A 22446-nucleotide genomic window follows, 5' to 3' on the forward strand; every position below is an offset into this window, starting at 1 on the left:
CGCGCGGCTGAAGCCGCAATGCGACGGCCTCGTTCTGAACGCCAATGGCGATCCCGCGCGGTTCGCGGCGTTTGGACTACCGGTTATTGCCGACGGCGTCGCCGATTTCCCCGGACCGCTCGCCGGCATTCTGGCGGCGCTCGATTGGGCCGCGGCCAGCCGGCCCGACGTAAAGCTTGTTCTCAGCGCCGCCGCCGACTGCCCGTTCCTGCCGCGCGATCTGGTGTCGCGGCTCTATGGTGCGCTCGAATCGGAGAAAGCCGAGCTTGCGGTCGCCGCTTCCGACGGGCAATCGCATCCGGTGATCGGGCTGTGGAGCGTGCGCCTGCGCGAACAGCTCCGTCACGCGCTTGTGGTCGAAGATATCAGGAAGATCGACCGCTGGACCGCGCGATTCAAGCTCGCCACGGTATCCTGGCCGACCACGCCGCTCGATCCGTTTTTCAATGCCAATACCATGGATGACATCGCGAAGGCGGAACGGCTGGCGGCGCTGGATGCGGGGTTAGGTTAGTCTCTCCGTCGTCGTCCCGGCGAACGCCGGGACCCATAACCACAAGCTTCTCGATTTAGAGACGCTGGGGCCACAGCCGTGCGCAACAAGAACGCCCTGTGGTTATGGGTCCCCGCGTTCGCGGGGACGACTAAGGAGAAAACGGCTAGCCCGCCAGCGGCACCGTCCAGGCGTCGTAGCCATAGACCCAATCCGTATCGGTCTTCCCGCTGAGCCAGGTATTGGCGCGCGAGGTTTGCTGGATGCGCTCCGTCCGCTCCTTGCGCGTCGCCTCGAAGCGGCGAAACGCATTCGCAACACCGTCACGCTCAACGCCATCGAGGCAGCGCGACAGCACTGCGGCGTCCTCGATCGCCATCGCCGCGCCCTGCGCCATGTAGGGCGTCATCGGATGGCAGGCATCGCCGAGCAGCGTGACGTTGCGGTCCGCCCATCGCTCCAGCGAATTGCGATCGACGATCGCCCATTTGTGCACATCGGGGCACGCAGCCAACACCTGCTCGACCTGGCGGTCGAAACCGGCAAACGCCTTGCGCAATTCCTTCACATCGCCCTTTGCCGACCATGATTCGATCCGGAAATCCGGCTCCGGCTGGCTGGTGACGAGGTAGATCTCGCAGCGGTCCGGCTTGACGTAATAGATGACGATGTGGCGGTCCTCGCCCCACCATTTGGTGCAATCGTCGATCTTTGCACCATCGAGCAGCGCGGCCGGATAGGTGGTGCGGTAGGCGATCCGCCCGGTGAAGTTCACCGGTGAGACACCGAACAGGATATCTCGCACGACCGAGTGAACGCCGTCGGCGCCGATCACGGCGTCGGCGATCACGCTTGCGCCGTTGGCAAAGGCGAGCCGGACGCCCTCGCCGGTCTCCTCGAGCCCGACCAGTTTGTGGTTGAGCCTGATGCGAGCATCGGGAACGGCGCTGGCGAGCGCCGCATGCAGATCGCCGCGATGCGCCAGCAGATAAGGCGCGCCGAACTTCTGCTCGGCGCTCTCGCCGAAGATCATGTCGAACTTGACTTCGCCGGTGCGCCAGTCGCGGTTATTCCAGGAGCGTGGATAGAACGCCTGCGCACGTAGCCTCGCTTCCAGCCCCAGCCCGCGCAGCATCTTCATGGCGTTGCAGCCGATCTGAATGCCGGCGCCGATGCGCGCGAATTGCGTGGCCTGTTCGTAGACGGTGACGTCGATACCTACCCGTCGCAGCGCCGCGGCGGTCGCGAGCCCACCCATGCCGGCGCCAACAATCGCAATCGACAGCGGTCTTGCCATTCCCATCCTGCCCGAGCCGCTTCTGTTGACGGCTTCTTGCATTTCGCCCGAACCGCTTCAGGCCGGCCGAAATCCCGCCTGCTCCAGCGCCGCGCGGCCCGCTTCCGATGCCAGCGCGTCGAGAAAGGCCTGCACCGCCGGCCGTTGCTTGCGCGCTTTCACCAGCGCAAAGTCATAATGCTCTTCGGCAAAGGGAATGAAACCTAGGTTTGACGCATGCGCGACCGGCGCAATGGTCATGCCCCAGTCGGCGCGGTGCTGCGCGACGGCTGCAGCCACCGCATTGTGCGAGCGCGGCTGATTCCAGTAACCGTCCGGGCGCGCGCCGCCGAGCAGCCGGTCGATCAGGATGCGCGTGCCGGCGCCCTGGTTGCGGTTGACCATGATGCAGGCCGGATCGGCGAGCGCGGCGCGCACCGCCTCCTCCGCACTCAATCCCTCGAAGCGTCGGTCACCCTTGCGGAACACGATGCCCTGCATGCGCCGCCAGCCCGACACCAGTTCGAGCCCATCGCTGAGATAGGGCGTGTTGTATGTCCCGGTTTTCTCGTCGAACAAATGGATCGGCGCAAAATCGCATTCGCCACGCTTCGCAGACGCGAGCCCGCCAAGGCTGCCGACGGCGATCGAACGCACGACGAGTCCGGCATGCGCCAGCGGCGCGGTGACGAGATCGAGCCCGGTGCAGTGGCTGCCGACGATGACGAGATCCGGCACCCGCACGTGCGGCGTGAACAGCGTCACCTCGGCCTCGCTGCCGGCCGGCATCTGATCGGCCAGCGCATCGATGCGCAGAAAGCCGTCGGCCTGCGCGAAGGAGGTGATGGCCCCGGAGCCTTTACCCGTGGGGTAGGCGATCAATCCGTCCGCGCCTTCGACCAGCGACACCATCACGAATTCGGTGCGGCCGAGTTCGGATGCGATCCGCACCGGTACGCGTGCATTGACCTTGGCGTCCGAGCGCGGCGGCAAGCCCGCCATCCGCCGCAGCACCGGCACGATCATGTCGTGGAAGGTGAACATCGCCGAGGTCGGAAAGCCCGGCAGGATGATCACAGGCTTGCCATCGCACACTGCAAGGCACAGCGGCTTGCCGGGCTTCAGCGCCACACCATGGGCGATGATGCCGGGCTTGCCGAGCCGCCCGATGATGCGGTGGGACACGTCGCCCGCACCTTTTGAGGTGCCGCCTGACAGTACCAGCACATCGCTGGCCTCAAGCGCCTTACGCATTACAGCTTCGAGCTGTTCCTCGTCATCGGCAACGGCGCCGAGAAACACCGCTTCGCCGCCATTTTCGTTCACCGCCGCTGCGACGATCGCACCATTGGTGTCATAGATTGCGGCGGGAGGCAGCGGCTGACCCGGCTGCACCAGTTCATCGCCGGTAGAGATCACTGCGACGCGCGGCCGGCGCGCGACGGTCACCTGCGCGATACCGCAAGCCGCCAGCATCCCGATCTCGCGCGACCCAATGACAGTCCCGGCACGCAGCAGCGCCTCGCCGCGGGCGATATCGGAACCGGCATAGGACACAAACTGCCCGGGAGAAGCGGCGCGGCGGATTTCGACCGCGCGCGGTCCCGCCGGCTGCGTACGCTCGACCATGACGATGGCGTCTGCGCCGCGCGGCACCGGACCGCCGGTCGCGATGGGCGTGGCTGTTCCCGACAATACCGGCCGCGTCGGCGCGGTGCCGCAGGCGACCACCTCGTCGTTCAGCATCACACGAACCGGCGAAGCCTCACCGGCGGAAGCAAGATCGGCCGAACGCACCGCAAAGCCGTCGACATTGGAGCGGTCGAACGGCGGCACGTCGATCGGCGCCACCACGTCTTTAGCAAGCGCACAGCCGAGCGCCTCGGCAAGCGGGCGCGTTTCGCTTGCGATCGCGCGCGGAAACAAGCCGGCTTCAAAACGCGCCAGCGCATCCTCGCGCGACAGGATCGTCAGGAACTGGTCCTGCTCGTTAGTGTCGCCATCTCTGGGCGAGGGCGTATTGGTCATTCCTGAACTCATATCAGTCCCGCAATATATAGGCATCGAGCGGGCTGCCTGCCGCAAATCCTTCCGAGCCGCCGGGCACTGTGAGCCAGGCTTCGGCGCGGACGATTGCGTCGAGCGACAATTCGCCCACCGCCAGCGGGACCCACATATCCTGCTTCCGTTCCAGCAACACGATTTCGGCGATACCGATGCTGGATGCAATCTTGCGCGCCAGCGGCAAATTGACTGTCTTGCGTAGCGCCCGGCCCGAGAGGCGATCGACCGCAGGAAGCGCCAGCGTCCACCACGCCGCGAGGGCCTGATCCGGCGCGCCCGGCAACACCACGACGGGCGTGTTGCCGATGCGTCCGGCGGCCGAGGTGCGGCCGGGCTGCAGGGCAATGCCGTGGGCGAGAATTTTGCCACGCGCAGCCAATGCTGTCACCGCCGCGTCGGTGCGCCCGACGCCGGAGCCGCCGACGATGAGGAGCAGATCGCACGCGCCGTCATCGAGTGCCGCGGCAATCGACCCGGCATCGCGGCCCGCGGCGGTGAAGGACACGGTTTCGGCACCGGTAGCCTGCGCGCTCTCCGCGATCAGGTCTGCCGTCATGCTGCCACCGGGGACATTGACGATGCGCAGCCGCGGACGGCGGACGTTCAAGCGCGCTATTCCAGCGGCACGCGCCATCAGGAGATCGCGCGGCAGCACGCGCCGCCCGGCTTCCACGAGGAGACTGCCCGCGGCGATATCGCTACCCGCCCGGCGCACGCCCTGCCCTGGGATCGCCTCCGCCAGCACCTGCGGCAGCGGGCCAGATAGGTCGACAGAATCGGAATCCAGCACGCAGTCGCTAGCCTCAGGGAGGGCCTCGCCGGCCTCGACCCAAATCGGTGGCGCCGTCAGCGGCAGCGGCGAATAGGAGGATGCGCCGACGAGATCGCGGGCGCAAAAGGCGTAACCGTCCACCGCGGCGGTGTCGCGCGGCGGATGAGCCGGCAGCGGCGGCGTCCCGGCCGCGATGCAACGCAGCGCTTCCTTGGGCGTTACTTCCATGGGCGCGACCGGTTCCAGACCGCCTAACAGGGCGTCGAGCGCCATATCGAGCGGTGTCAACGAGGTCGGCAGGCGCTGGGGCGATGTCATGGCCCGGCTATGCCCTGAATCGGGCCGGAAATAAACAGAACCGGGAGCTGTCCGTCGTCGGGCCCTCCACGGGACCACGTTGACGCCGCCCGAAAATAGTTGCAAATGAGACCAATTGGCGGACCAAACCGCCTGCGAAAATCAACGGCCAACGTGCCGATTCCAGGGAGGAGAAGACAGGATGTTCGCCAAGAGCCTATCCAGGCTGGGAATACTCGCAGCAGCGATGCTGGCGCCGACCGCCGCGCTCGCGCAAGTTTCAGACGATGTGGTCAAGATCGGCGTTCTCACCGACATGAACGGTCCGGCGGCGACGCCGACCGGCCAGGGCTCGGTCACGTCAGCACAAATGGCGATCGATGATTTCGGCGGCAAGGTGCTGGGCAAGCCGATCACCATCATCGTCGGCGACCATCAGCTCAAGCCGGATATCGGCGGCGCAATTGCGCGGCGCTGGTATGACGTCGATCAGGTCGACCTGATCGTCGACGTTCCGGTCTCCGCGGTCGGTCTTGCGGTGCAGAACATCGCCAATGACAAGAAGAAGCTGTTCATCACACATTCGACGCTGGCCGCGGACTTCCATGGCAAATTCTGCTCGCCTTACGCGATGCAGTGGGTGATCGACACCCGTTCGCTCGCCGCAGGCACCGCGCAGGCAGTGGTGAAGCGCGGCGGCGACAGCTGGTTCTTCATCACCGACGACTATGCATTCGGCCACTCGCTCGAGCGCGACGCCTCCAGCGTCGTCACCGCCAATGGCGGCAAGGTGCTGGGCTCGGTGCGGCCGCCGCTGGCAACGCCTGATCTGTCATCCTTCGTGCTGCAGGCGCAGGCTTCCAAGGCCAAGATCATCGGCATCGCGGCGGGTCCGCCCAACAACATGAACGAGATCAAGACCGCCGCCGAGTTCGGGGTGCTCAAGGGTGGCCAGCAGATGGCAGCGTTGCTCGCGCTGATCACCGACATCCATTCGCTGGGATTGCCGGCAGCGCAAGGCCTGTTGCTGACGACCTCGTTCTACTGGGACATGGACGACAAGACCCGCGAATGGTCGAAGCGATACTTCGCCAAGATGAACCGGATGCCGACGATGTGGCAGGCCGGCGTCTATTCCTCGACCATGAGCTATCTCAACGCCATCAAGGAAGCCGGCACCGACGAACCGCTGAAAGTGGCGGCGAAGATGCGCGAGAAGCCGATCGAGGATTTCTTCTCCCGCAACGGCAAGCTGCGCGAGGACAATCTGATGGTGCATGACCTGTGGCTGGTGCAGGTCAAGAAGCCCGAGGAATCGAAATATCCGTGGGACTACTATCAGATCCTCGCGAAGATTCCCGGCGACGAAGCGTTCGGACCGCCCGATCCGGCATGCGCGATGGCGAAGAAGTGACGACCGAAGGTCGTCATTCCGGGATGGTCTGAAGGACCAGACCTCAGATGCGCAATTGCGCATCGGGGAATCTCGAGATTCCGCGTTCGCGCGACGCGCGCCCCGGAATGACCTCTGCCGATAGAAGCCAGCTTCTATCTGCAGAAGTCACTTCACCACGCCCGTCTCCCTGAAATACTTCATCACCCCGGGATGGATCAGCGCTGCATTCGGCGCGGCCGCGACCGTGTTCGCAGCCGTGGTCTCGCAGGCCTGCGGCAGCTTCTTGCAGAGCACAGCCTCGGCCCCGTGCAGCGTGCGCGCCAGCCGGTAGGCGACATCCTCAGGCAGGCTTTCGCGTGCGAGCACAAAACTCCATGAGCCGACGGAATCGATCGCTGCCGGCTGGTTCGGATAGCTGTTGGCGGGGACTGTCAGCGGCTTCAGGAACGTGTGCTTGGCGCGGATGCGCGCGATCTCGCTGGCGTCGGGCGCGATGAACCGTGCGCCGCCCGGCGCCTGCACCATCGCGGCAAAACCCGGCCAGCCGACGCCCGCGCCCCACAGCGCCGCGGCACGGCCGTCCTGCACCATGGCGGGGCCATCGCCGGCGCGGTCGAGATAGATCGACTTGAAGTCCTCGTCCTGCTTCAGCCCGATGCCGTCGAGGATGTAGCGCGACAGGATCGGCAGGCCGGAGCCTTTCGCGCCAAAGGCAACCGGCTGGCCGACCAGATCCCTGATCGTCTTGTAGGGACTGTCCGCCCGCACCACGAACATGCCGGGGCTGGAATACATCGCGGTGAGGATTTTCAGTTTGGTTGCCGTCCGCCCGATGCCCATGAAGGCTTCGTAGGACGGCTCGCCGGCCACCAGCGCGATGTCGAGCTGGTCGGATTCCAGGAGCGGGATGTTTTCGTTGGAGCCCTTGGTGTTGCGCGGCTCGATCGAGAGCGCCGGATCGGCGGCGTTCATGACTTCCGTGAAGGCATTGCCATAGACCGGAAAGCCGCCGCCCGGCGTCGCGGTTCCCAGGCTGATTGTGGTCTTGGTAATGGCCTTGCCTCCCTCCTGCGCCGCGGCGCCGTCCGCGAGCAAAAGCAAACCGGCACAGGCGATTCCAGCGAGTTTCATTGTTGGCCTCAAGCGTTCGGTGACGAATGATGCAACGGAGGTTGTAGGCAAGCGCGAGGCCTGATGAAAGCCCGTTCTTGGCCGCCAAGGCGGCATTGCCGTATCGCTGTCATGCCTGTAAACGATGGCGGCACCGTTGCCGGCCGCCCTCCTCGCGGCCGCTCCGCGGCGGGGCCTGTAGCTCAATGGTTAGAGCCGGCCGCTCATAACGGTCTGGTTGCAGGTTCGAGTCCTGCCGGGCCCACCAGCCTTCGCTCGCGAAGCGAAGCGAGTGAAGGCTGCCGCGCCGTAGCCCAAAGGGCGAAGGCGGGCGGTGCGGCTCTCTAGCTACGGGCACCTCACGATCAACACCAGCAAAGACGACGGCCGCACGACCGGTCCGAGCCCGCTCCCACCAAAATATCGAAAACAACCCCATACAAAGTAGCCGCGCGGTCTATGCCTCGAGCGATTCCGTGAAAGCATTTTTGACACGTCGGGCAAATCGGCGGCGACTAATCGTATTGCTCGGCGTCAGCGACCGTCACACTACCGCTCCATCCGCGATCCGCCACGGTCTCTCTACAACAATCGTAGATTCGGATGCGTTATCGCAGAAAAGGCGAAACAGAGGTTTGTGCATCTCTCGCAAACGGCAACTAAGGTCCACTCGTTTCGTACGAAACCGTAGCAACGCAATTGTCCGTCCGGTTATCATTCGCGTAGTTCATTACAGGGTGGTGGGCGAGTTGGTTTCTTATTTTGGATAGACGTTCCAGGTGGCCTTAAGCGGTTCCCATGCATCGACATGCGTGAAGCTCTGTCATTCACTCAGGACCGGTTTGCGGCCACGAGCGGATCTTATTGCATGCGCAACTAGTGTCATGTTGCTGGGCTCCCCAGCCCTTCCACCAGCGTGCTCAAGGCCGCATCCAAGGGGGCCGATCCCACCTTCTCGGGCACCAAGAGCCCATCGATCGCAAGCATGGTCATGCCGTGGACGAGCCCCCAGCCGGCTGCCGCCTGACCTTCTATCGGCCGCTTGCGAATCCTCCCCGCGGCCTGGCCGCGCCGGAGGATTTCGAGGAGAACATCGAACACCGCCAGCGCCCGCTCATTAAGATGCATTCCAACCGATTTCCCCTCCTCCGCGCTAAACATCAGGCGGTAGAGAGCCGGGTTGTCCGTTCCGAACGCGACGTAGGCACGAGCTATCGTGGTAATTTCGTCGCGCAGGGATTTGGGCGCTTTGGGCTTCGCGGCCGATAAAGACTCCCGCAGCCGGTCGAACCCAATCATGGCGAGTTCTGCAAGCAGCGCGGCCTTGTCCGGAAAGTGCTTGTAGGGGGCCGCGTGGCTTACGCCAGCCCGGCGGGCGACTTCCCGCAGCGTGAACTGCCAGCCCTTCTCCTCCCGAAGCATATCCAACGCCGTCTCGATAACCGCGCGACGGAGATCACCGTGGTGATAGGGGCGGTTGGGTGCGTCCTGCATCGTACCTCAAAGTTTCTTATGTATACATTGTTGACAGTGGCTACTTATGCGCCTATGTCGAGGGCGTAAGTTTCTCCTGTCTACATCGGAGTGGACCATGAGCGCCATCGGAAAAATCACCGACGCTGATCGGCTTGGCGGCCTCCTCGCCAGCCAACGTGCTGCCTTCCTGCGTGAGGGAGCCCCTTCGCTGGTGCAGCGGCGCGCCGATCTGACCAAGTTCCGAGCCGTGATCATCGAGCATCGCAAGGCGATCGAAGACGCCATCAATGCCGATTTCGGGCATCGCTCGAGGTATGAGACGGCGATCATGGAGGTTGGAGGGGTCGCGGAGGGCACAAAGTATCTGATCCGCAACCTTCGCAAATTCATGGCGCCGACCCGCCGACACGTTGCGCTACACATGCAGGCTGGCAAGGCTCGCGTCGAATATCAGCCACTTGGTGTCGTCGGCGTCATGTCGCCGTGGAACTATCCGGTAAACCTCGCGCTGATGCCGGTCGTCACGGCCATGGCCGCCGGGAACCGAGTTATGCTGAAGCCCTCGGAGTTCACGCCCGTCACGAATTCACTACTCGCGAAGATGCTGGGCGAGATCTTCCCCGAGGACCAGTTCGCGATCGTGACCGGCGATGCGGCCGTAGGGGCGGCTTTCTCGGCCTTGCCGTTCGACCACTTGGTCTTCACCGGGAGCACTGCAGTAGGGCGGTCGGTGATGAAGGCCGCAAGCGACAACCTCGTTCCGGTTACCCTCGAACTCGGGGGCAAGTCGCCTAGCATCGTTGCCAAGGGCCACGCCCTCGACCAAGCGGCGGCGTCAATTGTCTACGGAAAGCTGCTCAGCGCCGGCCAGACCTGCATCGCCCCGGACTACGCACTCGTCCACGAAAGCGACATTGACTCGTTCGTGAAGGCGTATGACCGGAAGGTGGCGTCCTTTTATGCGGACGGTCCGACGAGCGAACACTACACCTCAATCATCAACGAGCGGCACCATGCCCGGCTTCAGAGCCTGATCGACGATGCTCGCTCCAAGGGAGCGCGGATCATCGAGGTCGGCAACCGGCCCGGTGAGGCGTCTCTGCGCCCCAACACGCTGGCGCCAACGGTCGTCCTCGGCGTCACAGACGAGATGCGCATCGCTCATGAGGAGATCTTTGGCCCGGTCCTGCCGATTTTTCCCTACCGCGACATCGGCGATGCGATTGCCTATGTGAACGCCCGGCCTCGGCCGCTCGCGCTCTACTATTTCGGTGCCGATGATGAAGACCGACGCAGGGTGCTGAGCCGAACAACCTCAGGCAACGTCACTATCAATGGGACGATCATGCACATCGCCCAGGATGACTTGCCCTTCGGCGGCGTCGGGCCCAGCGGCATGGGCGCTTACCATGGCATCGAGGGCTTCCGTACCCTCAGCCATGCCAAGGGGATCTATGAGCAGGGTCGCTGGAACCTCTCCAATCTTCTGCGCGCGCCCTTCAGACAGCCGATCGATACCATCCTCAACATGATGCTCCGGTGACCCGCACGCCGTCATCAAATCAAGCTCAGGAGTATCAGCACATGACCACCGACACATCGTTGCCGCTACGCGGCTCCTGCGAATGCGGCGCCTGCTCGTTCGAGGTGCATAGGTCGCCGAAAGCCAGGTTCCGGTGCCACTGTCTGATCTGCCAGGCGTTCAACGGCAAACCGTTCGCGGATGTGGTCGCCGTTCGCGCCAAGGATGTCGTGCTGAACAACGCCGGCAATATCTCATTCAGGAAATACCGTCCGCCGCCGAACTTCAATCGCGGGGCCTGCCGGACTTGCGGCAAGCCGGTTGTGGAGGTTGCGGGCGTCGGGCCGTTCAAGGTGATGTTCATCCCGGCCAGCAACTTCGAGCCAGAGGCCCGGCTGCCGCCGGTTCGGATGGATATATTCTATCACCGCCGTGTGCGGGACATGCCCGATAGCTTGCCCAAATACAGCGGCTACTTCGCGAGCGAGTGGGCGGTCGGGAAAATGATCATGAGTGGCTTGTGAAATGGCGAGTCGATCTAATTGGCGAGCGTAAGCCGAAGATCGGATAGCGAGCAGACTCGTCTTTCGGGCCCCCGACCACTTCTCAGGGACACGATGTACGGCCGTATTGGTTTGGACGCCGTAGAGGCTGGTAGTTCCAATGAACACGAGATCTGCAGAACGCACGATCGCATGGCCGCCATTGAGGAAGCGATGATGTTCGGAAGCGATTGATACTGCGGCCTGAGCTCAAGAGCGCCTTCAGGGGCTCGCGGCCAGCATGGCCCACCAAATCCGTCCAGAAGCACCTACCGCCATCCACCGAGCGCACCGAAAGTGGTGAGCCCGCATTAGTTTATGCAACTTGTTGCAAAAGACAAATTTAAGCGCTATTGTTTTGCAACTGGTTGCACAAATGCACACTATCGAGTTTGGCTATCCCGAATTGTTGGGACCGCTCGAACTCGGCTTCGCCGCGCCGAAACCGAGTTCTGACGTCAACTAAGCAACGAAATCGGCGCAAGGAGGATTGCATCATGTTCAGCGACGGGCTTCTCATGGGCCGCAATATCCTGGTGACCGGCGGTGGCACCGGGCTCGGCAAGGCCATGGCAGCGAAATTTCTCAGCCTCGGCGCGGACATTCACATTTGCGGACGCCGCAAAGGCGTTTGCGAGGAGACCGCCGCCGAGTTGATGAAACTTCATGGCGGCAAGGTCACCGCCCACGGCGTGGACATTCGCGACGCCGCGGCGGTCGACGCCATGGTCGAGTCCACTTTCAAGGACCGTCCCCTTACCGATCTCATCAACAACGCGGCTGGCAATTTCATTGCCCGCACGCAGGATCTCTCGCCGCGCGGGTTCGATGCCATCGCCAATATCGTGATGCACGGCACGTTCTACGTGACCCACGCTGTCGGCAAACGCTGGATCGCCGGCGGACATCGCGGCAACGTTGTCTCCATTACCGTGACATGGGTACGTAATGGCGGCCCGTACGTGGTGCCGTCCGCCATGAGCAAATCCGCGATACACGCCATGACCATGTCGCTGGCCACGGAGTGGGGTCGCTACGGCATCCGCCTCAACACCATCGCGCCGGGAGAAATTCCGACCGAAGGCATGAGCAAGCGTATCAAGCCCGGCGACGAGGCCGGTGCGAGGACCGTCGCTGCGAATCCGATGGGCCGCCTTGGGGAAATGAGCGAGTTGCAAAATCTCGCGACGTTCCTGATCTCCGGCGGCTGCGACTGGATCAACGGCGAGACCATCGTGATGGACGGTGCCCAGGCGCTGGCGATGGGCGGCAACTTCTACGAAGTGCGCGACTGGAAGGATTCAGACTGGGCCGCAGCGCGCGACGCCATCATGGCTCAGAACGAGAAGGACAAGGCAAAGCGTGGTTAGCGGTCGAACTGGACGCAAAGCGCGCCATCAATCAGGGAACACGGCTTGCCGCGTCCCTCTGAGCACGCAATCCGGAATTCCAAAGGCGAGGAAGTCACAATGACTGGACTGCCCCATCTTCACCCGGCCGCCGCAGCATCTCTGGAGAAGTGGCACGCTATGATCGCAAGGAAAGATCTTGGCGACCTTCCCTCGATCACTCATCCGGAAGTGGTCTTCCGCTTCCCGATCGCATTCAATCCCTACCACAGCGTCGAAGCGTTGGTTCTCGTCATGAGCAACGCGGTTCAGATTTTTGAGGATTTCAACTACCATCGTCAGGCCGCGACTGCCGACGGCCGGAATATCGTTCTCGAATTCAGCGCCAAGGTTGGCGGCAAGATGGCCAAGGGAATCGATTTCATTCGCTTTGACGACGACGGCAAGATCGTCGAGTTCGACGTGATGATGCGGCCGCTCAATGCAGCGCAGGCGCTTGCCGCGGAAATGGCGAAGCGCGTCTCCGGCGCGCTCCCTTCGTTCAAGTGAGGTGAGATGAGATGCGTGTTCATCTGGTCCATGCGCACCCCGAGCCGAACTCCTTTGTGAGCGCGATGCGCGATGTTGTTATCGACGAACTGAAGGCCGCAGGTGCGATTGTCACCATTTGCGATCTCTACCACGACGATTTCAACCCTGTTCTCTCCGGGAACGATTTCACTTCAAGAAGCCGACCCGATTACTTGGTATACACTCTCGAACAACGCCACGGCTACACTACTTCGACGCTGGCTTTCGATGTTGCCCGCGAAGTAGAGAATGTACTGACGGCGGACCTCATCGTCTTCACTTTTCCAGTATTCTGGTTCAGCGTTCCGGCAATTCTTAAAGGCTGGATCGACCGTGTCTTGCTGTGCGGCCCGATGCATAGTGGCAACCGCGGGTTTTACGATCTGGGTGGTCTCAGGGGTAAGAGAACATTTACTGCAATGGCTCTCGGCGGGCGCCGAAATATGTTCGGACCAGACGCCCTCCACGGAGAGCTCGAGACTGGGATGATGCGTCATTTCTTTCAGGGGACGTTGGGCTATGTCGGACTGACCGTACACAAGCCATTCGTCGCCTATCATGTTCCATATGTTACGGACCACGAGAGGCAGGCACAGCTGCAGGACCTGCGAGTTTATCTGCGTGAACTCGACCGCCAACCCACCCTTAAGTTTCCCGAGCTTAGAGATTTCGACGAGGTGCTTAGGCCAATGCGCGACCGTGCTCGTTAGCGGGTAGTCGGACCGGTTGAGGCTCAGGATGCTTTCAGGACTGAAATTGCCTGCTCGCAAATGGCGATACGCTGGGTCTCGAAGTCGATTCCCGCCTTGAGCACGAGATGACGTAGCTTTTCATCCCTCGTCATTCTCTTTTGCGGGAAATCCCTGGCCTCGATTTCCCGGTAGATGTTGAGCTTTTCGCGGTGTTGTCCGGCAAGGCTCTCCAGCTCTTCGATGATGCGTGTGGGACCGATGACGGCTTCCGCCCGAAGCCGAACCATCAGCTCATCGCGAATCGGAGACGGAGCTTGCCTCTCCCTAAGCCAACGCCGCAGTTCCTTGAGTCCGGCCGGCAACACAAGATAAGTCTTCTTGCCGCCTCGCGCGCCGTCGACGAGAGAGCCTTGAACGAAGCCGGCGGCTTCGAGACGGGCAAGCTCCCGGTAGATCTGCTGATGAGTCGCTTGCCAAAAATAGCCGATGGAACGGTCGAAGCGTTCGGCCAGTTCGGAGCCGGAACAGCGTCGTTCGATCAATGCGGTCAACAGTGCGTGGGGCAAGGACATCGACGAAAAAGTCTCAACATGGCAGTAGAGCTTGTCGCATCAGCTATGGACGAACTCAATGGCGAAGTGGCCGAACTTCTCGGCCGCGATTGGCTTCAAATTGAGGCCTGTACGCTGCATAATCTCGCCTCTGTCCGCGACCGTCTTGTGATCGGGGGCGAGCCAACCCAGCAGCCACATGACCTCGACATTGCGTCCGGCCTCTCGTTCGAACCGCCGGCTCGACTGCACCCGATGAAGATAGCCGTAGGGAGCTTGAGGAGCACCGACGGATCGTACGACGGCCGGCCGGTCGCCGCCGGGTCCATCCCTTCGAAGCTCATCTCGGCCAAGTCGAGCGCCTCGACAAACGCGTCGATCACCCGAACGGGGTTGCTCTCACCAATGAAATTATCGAGGCATTCGGGCAGAGGCGCGACTGGCGTAACTACAAGGCCAGCAGCAATCCAGAAAATAGCAACATGGTGAGGATGATCCGCCGGAACGACGCTTCATTGACACAGCGGAAAGCGAAAATCCCTAGCGCCGCGCCGGCAAGCAGTGCCGGAATACTGGCAACGAACTGAACCAAGACCTTCGAAGACAAATCATTTTGCAACAGCAACAGCACGAGCGCGAAGATCTGCATGGCAGCAATGAAAGGCTGAACCAGCCCGCGCTGCTCAGTTTTTGGCACGCCGTGGATGTCACACTTCGCTCGTGCGGCGACCTCGTCGGCTCCATCCGTGATCTGCGAGACATGATTGTCCCTTTCAACGTCGATCGCATCATCGGACAGGCCGGCCGCAACGAGAGCCGCAGAAAAATCTTCGCCGGCAACGCTGGCGACATCGAGCAGACGTCGTTCGTTGTCGGTGAGGCGGTCGAGCTCATGGCCGATCATGTTCTACTTGCAGGTTGACGACTTTACGCAGGCTCAGAGCTGTGCACGCCAGCTCCACGACTATGTGGCATCGGCTCCAGATCTCAATCACCTGGCCCAGGCCCACGGACTGCTCGCGCGTACGGCGCTTGGCTTGGGCGATTCAGCGGAGGCTCAGTTGCACCTGTCCCGTGCGCTGGAGATCGTCGACAATGCCGACTTCCCGATCGCTTCTTGGCAGGTGTACCGAACGGCCGCCGAGATCTTCGCGAAGTACGGAGACGTCGACAGGGCAGCGACGTATCGCTTGCGATTTGTCGAGACCGTCCGAAGGCTCGCGCAAAATTTCGAACCCGAGGATCGCCTGCACAAGAGCTTGCTCGCTGTGTTAGCAACGCGAACAGCGCAACTGGAAGCGATGACCTCGCTGCCTTCGCGGCCCGCTTAGCCGACGGGGCTTGCCGTGCGCGTTTGAGACTGACGTCCTCGATACCGGTGCAAGCGCCACGCCAGCGTCCGGTTTTCCGCCTCAACGCATGTCATCCTTACCTTCCGGTACATAAATCATGCGGCCATCCGGCAGCCGGTAGGTGATGCCGGCGCGGATGCCCTCGCCCTCGCCGATGGAGCCGTTGGTTTGGTAGCGGATCAGCTCGCGGCCCTCCTTCACAGTTATCTTCATGTCGGCCTTGCCAGGGTTCTCGACGACAACGACGCTCTGGTTCGAGAACGGATTGAGCGGATTGCGGACGATGATAATCATCAGCATCGCCACGACGACGAGAAAGACGTCGATCAGGTTGACCAGCGAGAGGATCGGATCGTCACTTTCGCCCTCTTCAAGGAAACGCATTAAGACGTTCCCTTCCCGCGCTCGAAAGCACGCAACTCCTCCAGCAGCCAGCGGCGGCGCACCGTCAGGATAAAATAGGTTATGGAGGCGCTGATGAGCGCCAGGATGACCGCAGAGAAGGCCACCACGAAATTCTCGCCGACGCTGCGCGCATCGTTGTGCGTCAGGGCGAGCAATGCCGGCCCCATCGGGATCATGGTCGCGACAAGTCCGAGCATGGGCGCACTTCGGGACACCACGCGCAGCCATTCCAGCCGCCGGAGAATCCAGATTTCGAGATCGTCGCTGACGGCGTTCGTCTTGCTCTGGTGCGCCGCAAGCTGCGACCGGTAAGTGCCGCGCCACCGTTGCCATGCTTCCATGACGAACGCGCCCAGCGCGACAAAGGCGTAAAGCAGCGCGCTGACGATCAAGACCAAAACAGGAAAGAGGAAGAGCTTCGCGATCTCATAAAGAGCGGATTCAAACGTCGACATTAGGCATTTCCTAAAGCTGCCAAGCTGTTCCGGCGCCATTGCACGTAGAGGCCTGCGCCGAAGCAAGCCAGCATCGTGAGAAGCGCCATAGCACTGTGCCACCATGATCGGCTCTCCCCGGCCCCGGCGACGACCGGCTCAAGTACAGGACCGGTCACGGTCTGTGGGGGATTGATCTCGGCCTGCTTGGCAGCGGCCGGCGGCGGCTGTTGTGACGGGGGCGCGATACCAAACCCGGCCCCCATCTGGTCGACGAAGGCTTTTGTCAGCTTCTCGCCCATGAGGACATTTTTTTGGGCCAACTCGTCGACGCGCGCGACCAACTCGCGGCGAATGTGTTCCGGTGCATCCCAATAGCCTTTCCGAATAGCTTCGATCATGCGTTCTATGATCTGGAGCTGCGCCGTCGGATTGTGTTGTTCAAACCACGCTCCTAGCTTGAGATCGCGAATGTCGCGTATGAACGTGTCGTGCACGGTTTGCCATTGGTCCGCACGCACCATATTGGGATCGACGACTTGCCAACCCCAAAGATTGTTCACGGCATTGAGGATTTCCAGCGTTCCGGCATAGCCTTCTTTCTGCATCGTCGAGATCCAGTGCGGGTTGAAATACCGCGAACGGGTTTCATCGGAGAGAAAACGCGCCGCCGATGTGATGCGCGCGGTATTTTCGCGAAGGTCCGCGATGTAGAGCGACGGTGAAGCGCCATCGAGGTGCCGGATCGCCAGCGACAAGCCACCGAGAAATTCGAACGGATGGTCTGTCGAGAGAATGCCGTGCAGTTTGGAGGAACGCGACAGAACGGCGGCCTGGACGCCTTTGAGCTGCTCGGCGAACAGGTTGGTTTCCCCATCTCCACGGATGCCCCAGAGCTTCGAGCCGTAGGCGTATTGCGTGCGGCCAAGGAACGCTTCGGCGAGGCTTGAATCCTTCTCCCACGACGCCGATTTCAACACGGCCTCCGGCAGGCCCGTGCCGTAGTCGCCCATGGCGTTGCTGAACATGCGCAGCCTGGCCAGTTGAAGCGCCCGTTCCCTGGGCTGGCCTTGAGCGACCAGGCGCTCAGCCGATGCGCGGGTGTTCTGGAACAAGGGATTGTCGCCCTCGTCGAGTTGCGCGAGCTGTTCGATCGCATCCGCCAGCTTCCGCATGAAGCCGTCGAACTGGTCGCGATAGACGCTGGTGATCTGCATCACGACGTCAATGCGCGGACGTCCGAGTTCCTGCCGCGGGATGATGGCGAGCGCCGTCAGGCGGCCACCGCTATTCCAGACCGGCCTGAGCCCAAGCGCGTGAAGTATCTGGCTCTCGACGATGCCGAGATGCCGCATCGTCTCGGAGCCCCACATGCTGAAGGCGAGTTTGCGCGGTGTCTCGCCTTGGTGATCCTTGCGATAGGCATCGATTAGCTGCTGCAAGGCTTTCGCCCCGGCTTCGTGGGCCACACGGGTCGGCACCTTGTCAGGCTCGAAGGCAAACAGGTTGCGTCCGCTTGCCATATCGGGATTGCGGATTGGGTCGCCGCCCGCACCGGGAGGAACAAAGCCGCCGCCAAGCGCCAGGAGGAGTCCTTCGATCTCCGCGGGATGCTGAAGATTGAGATCAAGTCCGATCGCTCGTTTGATGGCGTCGGCAAGTTCAGGGTCGGCGAGGGTTTCGACCGGCACCCCTTCGCGAAGGTGGCGGCGGAGGAGCTTGTAAGGCGCGCTATCTTGCAGCGCCTTGAAGTCGACGGCGAAGAACTCCTCAGGCTCCGTGCCGAGCTTTTTGTAGAAGGGCTGCCCGAGTTGCTGCATGACCGTCGAAAGACGCTCATCCGGTGAAGACGGCTCACCGAAGGTGTGAAGCCCGAGCGGCATGGCGTGTTGGGCCAATTCGTGTAGGTGATCGTGTAGTTCCGACAGGAATTTCGGCAAGTCGCCGTCGACGGCTTTCTCGTCCCAGCCCATGTCGCGATGATAGTTATGCTTGATGACGGCCTTTCGGATGTCATCGCCGGTCTGTTCTTTCACCGGGCCGTTCTCGAGTTGCATGAATTCGTGGATCTTCGCATGCAGGTCGCGCAGCTCGTCATAGAGCCCAGCCGGCGCGAAGGCCGGCGTCTGGTGACTGACCGTGACGGCGCGGCCGCGGCGTTTGGCCTGGATGGCTTCGGCAACATTGTCTTGAATGTAGGGATAGATCACCGGCATGTTGCCGACGGCCAGCATGGGATAATCGTGAACCGAAAGACCGCGATCTTTCCCGGGTGTCCATTCCTGCGTTCCGTGAGTACCGATATGGATAAGCGCGTCCGCGCCCAGCGTCTCTCGCACATAGAGATACGTCGCGAGATAGGCGTGATCGGGCGGCTGCTTCGTGTCGTGATAATTTTCGCCTGGCCTTCCGCCGCGTGGCGGCTGCGGCATGATGGCGAGCTTCCCCATCTCGAAGCGCGGAATGACGAACTGCCTTTCGCCTCCGATATCGCGCACGGCGGAGTGCTGCTCGGGCTCTCCCCATTTTGCCAAGAGCTCTGATTTCCGCTGTGCGGGCAGCGCGTCCAGCCACGAACGGTAGGCTCGAACGGGCAACGTTCCGGCCAACCCACGCTCGCGCAAGGCATCCAGGGTCTCGGGCCGGTAGTAGCCTGCCAGCATGGCTTGCCCGGCTTCGATCAAATCGGCCTCACTTGTCGGCTTGACGGCATAACCCGCCCCCGCAAGCGCAGCCGTTACCTTCTCAAGGCTCCTTGGAATATTGAGGTTGGAGGCGGAGAAGTTCTTCTCTCCCGGCGGGTAGTTCCAGAACATGGCCGCGAGCTTCTTTTGATCAGCCGGCGTGTGACGCAGGGCGACAAGCCGTTCGAGTTTGCCGAGAAGCGCTTCGATCTGCTTTTGAATGGGAGCGGGCTCGCCATTGTGTAGCGCGTCGACCACTAGCGGATCGCTCGCACCCCATCCTTCGGGAACGGCAAGGAACGCTGCAACGAGCGGCGCGGCCATGCCGCTTTCGGCCCGGTCCCACGCGTCAGCGTCGCCTTCGCGGTAGTTGACGACCTGGACGACCGGGATGCCGAGCTTGAGGAATTCCGCGCTGCGCGCTGAGCCGTTTTGCATGTGGGTTGCGATGACAAGCACGTCGGCCTTGGCGGGGACGAGCAGCTTTTCCAGCCCTTGCGGGTCGGCCGCCTCAAGCCAGAACGCCATCGGCAGCAATCCACGATTCTCACTTTGGCGGATCATCGCGTCGACGACTTTTGTTTCCATGTTCGCGATCAGGCCCGGATAGATCGCGATACCGATACGCCCTTTGGGTCTCGTGACCCGGCCTTCTGCCCAACGCAGGTAATCTGCGACGGACGTAAAGGCCGTAGGCGCGTCAGGGTGATAAATGCCGGTCGAAGGAAGAGGGGTCGGCGATGCAATATGCGCAGGATCGCGGCCATCGCGTAAGGCGGCCCAGAATTCGAAAAGCGCTTTGAGATTGTCCTCCCCGCCGTGGCCGTAATAGGCCATCAGGCGACGCGCGATCAGCGGGGGGAGATTGCCGAAGGCCGGAGGTCCTCCACCGACCTGTATCCACGGTACCGTCGTATCTTTCAATGCTGAGCCGACGCTTTCCTGGACGCGCGCCAGGTCCATCGGGCGCGGCGTGTCGAGAATGACCAGACCCGCGCCGCCGATCCAATCGGCGGGCGAGCCCGGTGTGCGGGCGACAAAGACACTTTCCAGCGCCAGTCCCCGCGCCCGCGCGAAACCCGCCAGCTTGTCGAGCTTTCCGGGAAGCACAAAGTCATCGGTGATGATTCGCACCACGTTCGTGCGTACTGAAGCGTTCGGACGTACATCCTGCGAAAAGGCCTCTCCCGCCCCGGCGACGAGGACAAAGGCCAGGAGCAACGCTGAAGCGAAATGGCGTCCCACGGGAATACCCTCAATAGAAACGCTTGGTGAAGCCTGCGTAGAAGGCGCGACCGGTGCCCGGATAAACCGACGGTGTTCCGGCGGCGATGTCTGCTGCCCGCAAGCTCGGCGTGAAGTCGCCCACATAGGCGACATCGGTGAGATTGCGTGCCTCGAACCATAGCGTGAGCGAATTATCGGGCGCTTTCCATCCCAGCTTCGCGCCATAGAGCGCATAAGCCGGCACGACGAAGGCATTGCCGCCCGAATTGTCGAAGGTGGTGTAGCGCTCACCGATGTAGCGGATGTTGCCCGATACATAGAATCCGGAGGGGTGACGGTAGCCTAATTCGCCGAAGGCCTGATGCTTCGGAATGACAGGAAGCGCGCTGCTTCCGAACAGCGCATCATTGTCGAAACGGAAGTGGTTGAAGTTGTAGACGGCATTCAGGAAGACGTGGTCGCCGGGATTGAAGACATCCACGAACGGGCGGGTGCGGAAAGCCGTCTCGATCCCGTCGTGGATGGTGCGGTCGGCGTTGAAGGCCGCCTGACTTCCCGAGAGGCCGCAAGAGTATTGTCCGTTCACTTGCGCTCGCTGGCCGGGGGTCAGGCGGGAAAGCGGGATGAGGCCAAGCGCGCATTGCGACAGAATCTCGTCGCGCAGCTGCATGTGATAGAGTGTTACGTCGTAATTGAAGCGGTCCCACCCGCCGCGCACACCGACCTCCGTCGTCCACGCTTTCTGCATGCGAAGCCGCTCTGTCAGGGCGAGTTGCACGTTCGGATTGTTGAATCCGTTCACGGTCTGCTCGATGCCGAGCAGCGAGAAGATGTCACCGCTGTTAGGCACCTCGGTGCTTCGCGAGATATTGCCGTAAAGGAAATGGTTGGAGAGGTACTCCCAGTTTGCGCCAAACTTCGGATTGACGGCCTCAAATTCGCGATCGTAGTTGCGGCGGCCATTCGAACTGCCCGGGCCAAACAGGCCACCGGCGATGACGGGACCGCTGTACTCGTCTTTCAGCGTGCGATTGGTCCAGAAGGCCTGCAAACCGGTGAAGAGGCGCACGCACGGCAAGACTTCGAGTGCTGCTTCCGCGTAACTTTCGTGCAGCCATGACGTGAAGGCGTCGTTGTAGACGAGCGCGGCCTTCTGATTGCCCGACGATCCGGGCACCCACTGGAAGTCGCGGTACCGCGCGGTTTCATAGGTCGGGCGGTAGCCGGCGACCAACTCCAGCGGCTTGCCGGCGATTTCCCCCTTCTGTTCCATGCGGAAGGAGACGCCATGATCCTTCCACGCCACATCGACGATGCCGGCGCGCGGCGAAGGCAGATGATCGAAGGCTGTTGCGATGTAGTATGGCGCGATCTCGAAGGACGTCGACCCGACCCGAAACACGGTCTTGTTGACTATGCGAGCGTAATCGAAATCAGCACGCAAATTGTAAGGGAACGACGTGTTGCCGGGGTCGTATCCGCTTTGGCGATAGGTCGACAGTTGATTAAGTGGAACGCTGGTAGGCAATTCCTGTTTGTTGCTTCCAATCGCAACATAGGTGCGGCTGTCGACGATGTCGTTGGGACGCCAGCCAATGTTGCCGCTGAAGCGCTTCGTATCGTTCTGAGAAAAGTACTCGTATCCCTTGTTGTGATAGGCGTTCGTCTGAAGATAATAGTCGAAATTGTCTTTGGCTCCGCCGTATTCGAGCTGGCCCTGCAGATTTCCGTAGCTTCCGAACGCCCCGGAGATTGCTGCACCTGGAGCAGTGAGTCCCGTCTTGGAGACGAGATTGATAGCGCCGCCGGTGGCGAGAGCGCCATAGCGCAGGCTGCTCGCGCCACGATAGACCTCGATGTAATCCACCGCCTTGAGATCGAAGATCGACGGCGTATTGCCGCTTTCGATGCGGCCTAGCGGTACACCGTCGATGAAGGCGCGCACGCCGCGACCGCTGCGCGGGCCCGTTTGCGACGAGTCACTGCCACGCATCGAAATCGTGCCTTGCCCGTTTTCGCCCTTGTCGGTGACGTAGACTCCAGGCGTTTGCTCGAGCGCTTCGCGAATGTTCGCCTGATTGCCCGGGTCCTGTCGTGTAACGGAAACCACCGCCTCGGCGCCCGGCCTGCGCAGGAAACGCTCGCGCTGGGCTTCGAAAGGGGCCGGATTGTTCGGGATCTCACCCCGCCGAATTGGCAGTGCAGAGCCAGCCGCGCGGCCGGCGGGGCGGCTG

At 61.9% G+C, this 22446-nt stretch carries 18 protein-coding genes, 1 tRNA gene and 2 pseudogenes; 9 read left to right on the plus strand and 12 right to left on the minus strand.

The window, feature by feature from the left end:
- Positions 1 to 514, plus strand: a 514-nt coding sequence (gene mobA / locus CP49_RS03440) for a molybdenum cofactor guanylyltransferase MobA (RefSeq protein WP_057848901.1), incomplete at its 5' end; no start/stop codon positions are given.
- Positions 515 to 659: 145 nt separating this feature from the next.
- On the opposite strand, the gene CP49_RS03445 is transcribed toward mobA, so the two are convergent.
- The 3 genes from CP49_RS03445 to CP49_RS03455 are packed head-to-tail and all read right to left on the minus strand — an operon-like array spanning position 660 to position 4923.
- Entirely contained in the window at positions 660 to 1790 is a 1131-nt protein-coding gene (locus CP49_RS03445; RefSeq protein ID WP_082645853.1) for an FAD-dependent monooxygenase, read from the minus strand.
- Positions 1791 to 1847: 57 nt separating this feature from the next.
- Positions 1848 to 3809 carry a molybdopterin biosynthesis protein gene (locus CP49_RS03450; RefSeq protein WP_156438011.1) on the minus strand — a complete coding sequence of 654 codons (1962 nt, stop codon included), beginning with the start codon at positions 3807 to 3809 and terminating at the stop codon, positions 1848 to 1850.
- A 1-nt stretch (position 3810) separates the two neighbouring features.
- Positions 3811 to 4923, minus strand: a complete 1113-nt coding sequence (locus CP49_RS03455) for a molybdopterin-binding protein (RefSeq protein WP_057848904.1) — start codon at positions 4921 to 4923, stop codon at positions 3811 to 3813.
- A 181-nt stretch (positions 4924 to 5104) separates the two neighbouring features.
- Between CP49_RS03455 and CP49_RS03460 the strand changes: the two genes are divergently transcribed.
- Positions 5105 to 6316, plus strand: coding sequence for an ABC transporter substrate-binding protein (locus CP49_RS03460; RefSeq protein ID WP_057848905.1), 1212 nt, complete (start codon positions 5105 to 5107; stop codon positions 6314 to 6316).
- Between the two features lie 147 nt (positions 6317 to 6463).
- On the opposite strand, the gene CP49_RS03465 is transcribed toward CP49_RS03460, so the two are convergent.
- Positions 6464 to 7429 (minus strand): TAXI family TRAP transporter solute-binding subunit, encoded by a 966-nt coding sequence (locus tag CP49_RS03465; protein WP_057848906.1) that lies wholly within the window; start codon positions 7427 to 7429, stop codon positions 6464 to 6466.
- Positions 7430 to 7600: 171 nt separating this feature from the next.
- On the opposite strand from CP49_RS03465, the gene CP49_RS03470 reads away from it, so the two are divergent.
- A tRNA-Ile gene (locus CP49_RS03470) sits at positions 7601 to 7676 on the plus strand.
- A 614-nt stretch (positions 7677 to 8290) separates the two neighbouring features.
- Here the strand turns inward: CP49_RS03470 and CP49_RS03475 are convergent.
- A complete protein-coding gene (locus CP49_RS03475; protein WP_057848907.1) occupies positions 8291 to 8902 on the minus strand; it encodes a TetR/AcrR family transcriptional regulator in 612 nt (203 codons plus the stop codon).
- A 97-nt stretch (positions 8903 to 8999) separates the two neighbouring features.
- Between CP49_RS03475 and CP49_RS03480 the strand changes: the two genes are divergently transcribed.
- The 5 genes from CP49_RS03480 to CP49_RS03500 all read left to right on the plus strand — a co-directional run bounded on the left by CP49_RS03480 (position 9000) and on the right by CP49_RS03500 (position 13577).
- Positions 9000 to 10427 (plus strand): coniferyl aldehyde dehydrogenase, encoded by a 1428-nt coding sequence (locus CP49_RS03480; RefSeq protein WP_057848908.1) that lies wholly within the window; start codon positions 9000 to 9002, stop codon positions 10425 to 10427.
- 41 nt (positions 10428 to 10468) lie between these two features.
- Positions 10469 to 10930: a GFA family protein gene (locus tag CP49_RS03485; protein ID WP_057848909.1), complete on the plus strand. Its 462-nt coding sequence runs from the start codon at positions 10469 to 10471 to the stop codon at positions 10928 to 10930.
- Positions 10931 to 11445: 515 nt separating this feature from the next.
- On the plus strand, positions 11446 to 12318 hold the full coding sequence (locus CP49_RS03490) for an SDR family oxidoreductase (RefSeq protein ID WP_057848910.1): 873 nt from the start codon (positions 11446 to 11448) through the stop codon (positions 12316 to 12318).
- Between the two features lie 99 nt (positions 12319 to 12417).
- Positions 12418 to 12846: a nuclear transport factor 2 family protein gene (locus CP49_RS03495; protein ID WP_057848911.1), complete on the plus strand. Its 429-nt coding sequence runs from the start codon at positions 12418 to 12420 to the stop codon at positions 12844 to 12846.
- A gap of 11 nt (positions 12847 to 12857) precedes the next feature.
- Positions 12858 to 13577 (plus strand): NAD(P)H-dependent oxidoreductase, encoded by a 720-nt coding sequence (locus CP49_RS03500; RefSeq protein WP_057848912.1) that lies wholly within the window; start codon positions 12858 to 12860, stop codon positions 13575 to 13577.
- Between the two features lie 23 nt (positions 13578 to 13600).
- On the opposite strand, the gene CP49_RS03505 is transcribed toward CP49_RS03500, so the two are convergent.
- The 3 genes and pseudogenes from CP49_RS03505 to CP49_RS46915 form a co-directional block, all read right to left on the minus strand.
- Entirely contained in the window at positions 13601 to 14110 is a 510-nt protein-coding gene (locus CP49_RS03505; RefSeq protein WP_245310464.1) for a PadR family transcriptional regulator, read from the minus strand.
- 153 nt (positions 14111 to 14263) lie between these two features.
- Positions 14264 to 14586 (minus strand): annotated as a pseudogene (locus CP49_RS46910) (transposase); the annotation flags it as partial.
- Positions 14559 to 14822: pseudogene (locus CP49_RS46915) on the minus strand (sulfite exporter TauE/SafE family protein); the annotation flags it as partial. The pseudogenes CP49_RS46910 and CP49_RS46915, both read right to left, overlap by 28 nt.
- A gap of 190 nt (positions 14823 to 15012) precedes the next feature.
- On the opposite strand from CP49_RS46915, the gene CP49_RS03515 reads away from it, so the two are divergent.
- On the plus strand, positions 15013 to 15441 hold the full coding sequence (locus tag CP49_RS03515; RefSeq protein WP_057848915.1) for a hypothetical protein: 429 nt from the start codon (positions 15013 to 15015) through the stop codon (positions 15439 to 15441).
- Between the two features lie 81 nt (positions 15442 to 15522).
- On the opposite strand, the gene CP49_RS03520 is transcribed toward CP49_RS03515, so the two are convergent.
- The 4 genes from CP49_RS03520 to CP49_RS03535 all read right to left on the minus strand — a co-directional run.
- The gene (locus CP49_RS03520; RefSeq protein ID WP_057848916.1) at positions 15523 to 15846 is read right to left on the minus strand and encodes a DUF2149 domain-containing protein; all 324 of its coding nucleotides are present in this window, start codon (positions 15844 to 15846) and stop codon (positions 15523 to 15525) included.
- The gene (locus CP49_RS03525; protein ID WP_245310467.1) at positions 15846 to 16361 is read right to left on the minus strand and encodes a MotA/TolQ/ExbB proton channel family protein; all 516 of its coding nucleotides are present in this window, start codon (positions 16359 to 16361) and stop codon (positions 15846 to 15848) included. Before CP49_RS03525 ends, CP49_RS03520 begins: the two co-directional genes overlap by 1 nt.
- Positions 16322 to 20230, minus strand: a complete 3909-nt coding sequence (gene cobN, locus CP49_RS03530; protein WP_245310468.1) for a cobaltochelatase subunit CobN — start codon at positions 20228 to 20230, stop codon at positions 16322 to 16324. The genes CP49_RS03525 and cobN overlap by 40 nt, the downstream gene beginning before the upstream one ends.
- 10 nt (positions 20231 to 20240) lie before the next feature.
- Positions 20241 to 22446 (minus strand): TonB-dependent receptor family protein (locus CP49_RS03535; RefSeq protein WP_245310470.1); only part of this gene is annotated, 2206 nt, incomplete at its 5' end.

Source organism: Bradyrhizobium valentinum, from assembly GCF_001440405.1.
Classification (GTDB): domain Bacteria; phylum Pseudomonadota; class Alphaproteobacteria; order Rhizobiales; family Xanthobacteraceae; genus Bradyrhizobium; species Bradyrhizobium valentinum.

Coding starts and splice junctions, on each gene's coding strand:
- CP49_RS03445 (WP_082645853.1), bottom strand. CDS start 1,790: ATGGCAAGACCGCTGTCGATTGCGATTGTTGGCGCCGGCATGGGTGGG.
- CP49_RS03450 (WP_156438011.1), bottom strand. CDS start 3,809: ATGAGTTCAGGAATGACCAATACGCCCTCGCCCAGAGATGGCGACACT.
- CP49_RS03455 (WP_057848904.1), bottom strand. CDS start 4,923: ATGACATCGCCCCAGCGCCTGCCGACCTCGTTGACACCGCTCGATATG.
- CP49_RS03460 (WP_057848905.1), top strand. CDS start 5,105: ATGTTCGCCAAGAGCCTATCCAGGCTGGGAATACTCGCAGCAGCGATG.
- CP49_RS03465 (WP_057848906.1), bottom strand. CDS start 7,429: ATGAAACTCGCTGGAATCGCCTGTGCCGGTTTGCTTTTGCTCGCGGAC.
- CP49_RS03475 (WP_057848907.1), bottom strand. CDS start 8,902: ATGCAGGACGCACCCAACCGCCCCTATCACCACGGTGATCTCCGTCGC.
- CP49_RS03480 (WP_057848908.1), top strand. CDS start 9,000: ATGAGCGCCATCGGAAAAATCACCGACGCTGATCGGCTTGGCGGCCTC.
- CP49_RS03485 (WP_057848909.1), top strand. CDS start 10,469: ATGACCACCGACACATCGTTGCCGCTACGCGGCTCCTGCGAATGCGGC.
- CP49_RS03490 (WP_057848910.1), top strand. CDS start 11,446: ATGTTCAGCGACGGGCTTCTCATGGGCCGCAATATCCTGGTGACCGGC.
- CP49_RS03495 (WP_057848911.1), top strand. CDS start 12,418: ATGACTGGACTGCCCCATCTTCACCCGGCCGCCGCAGCATCTCTGGAG.
- CP49_RS03500 (WP_057848912.1), top strand. CDS start 12,858: ATGCGTGTTCATCTGGTCCATGCGCACCCCGAGCCGAACTCCTTTGTG.
- CP49_RS03515 (WP_057848915.1), top strand. CDS start 15,013: ATGTTCTACTTGCAGGTTGACGACTTTACGCAGGCTCAGAGCTGTGCA.
- CP49_RS03520 (WP_057848916.1), bottom strand. CDS start 15,846: ATGCGTTTCCTTGAAGAGGGCGAAAGTGACGATCCGATCCTCTCGCTG.
- CP49_RS03525 (WP_245310467.1), bottom strand. CDS start 16,361: ATGGCGCCGGAACAGCTTGGCAGCTTTAGGAAATGCCTAATGTCGACG.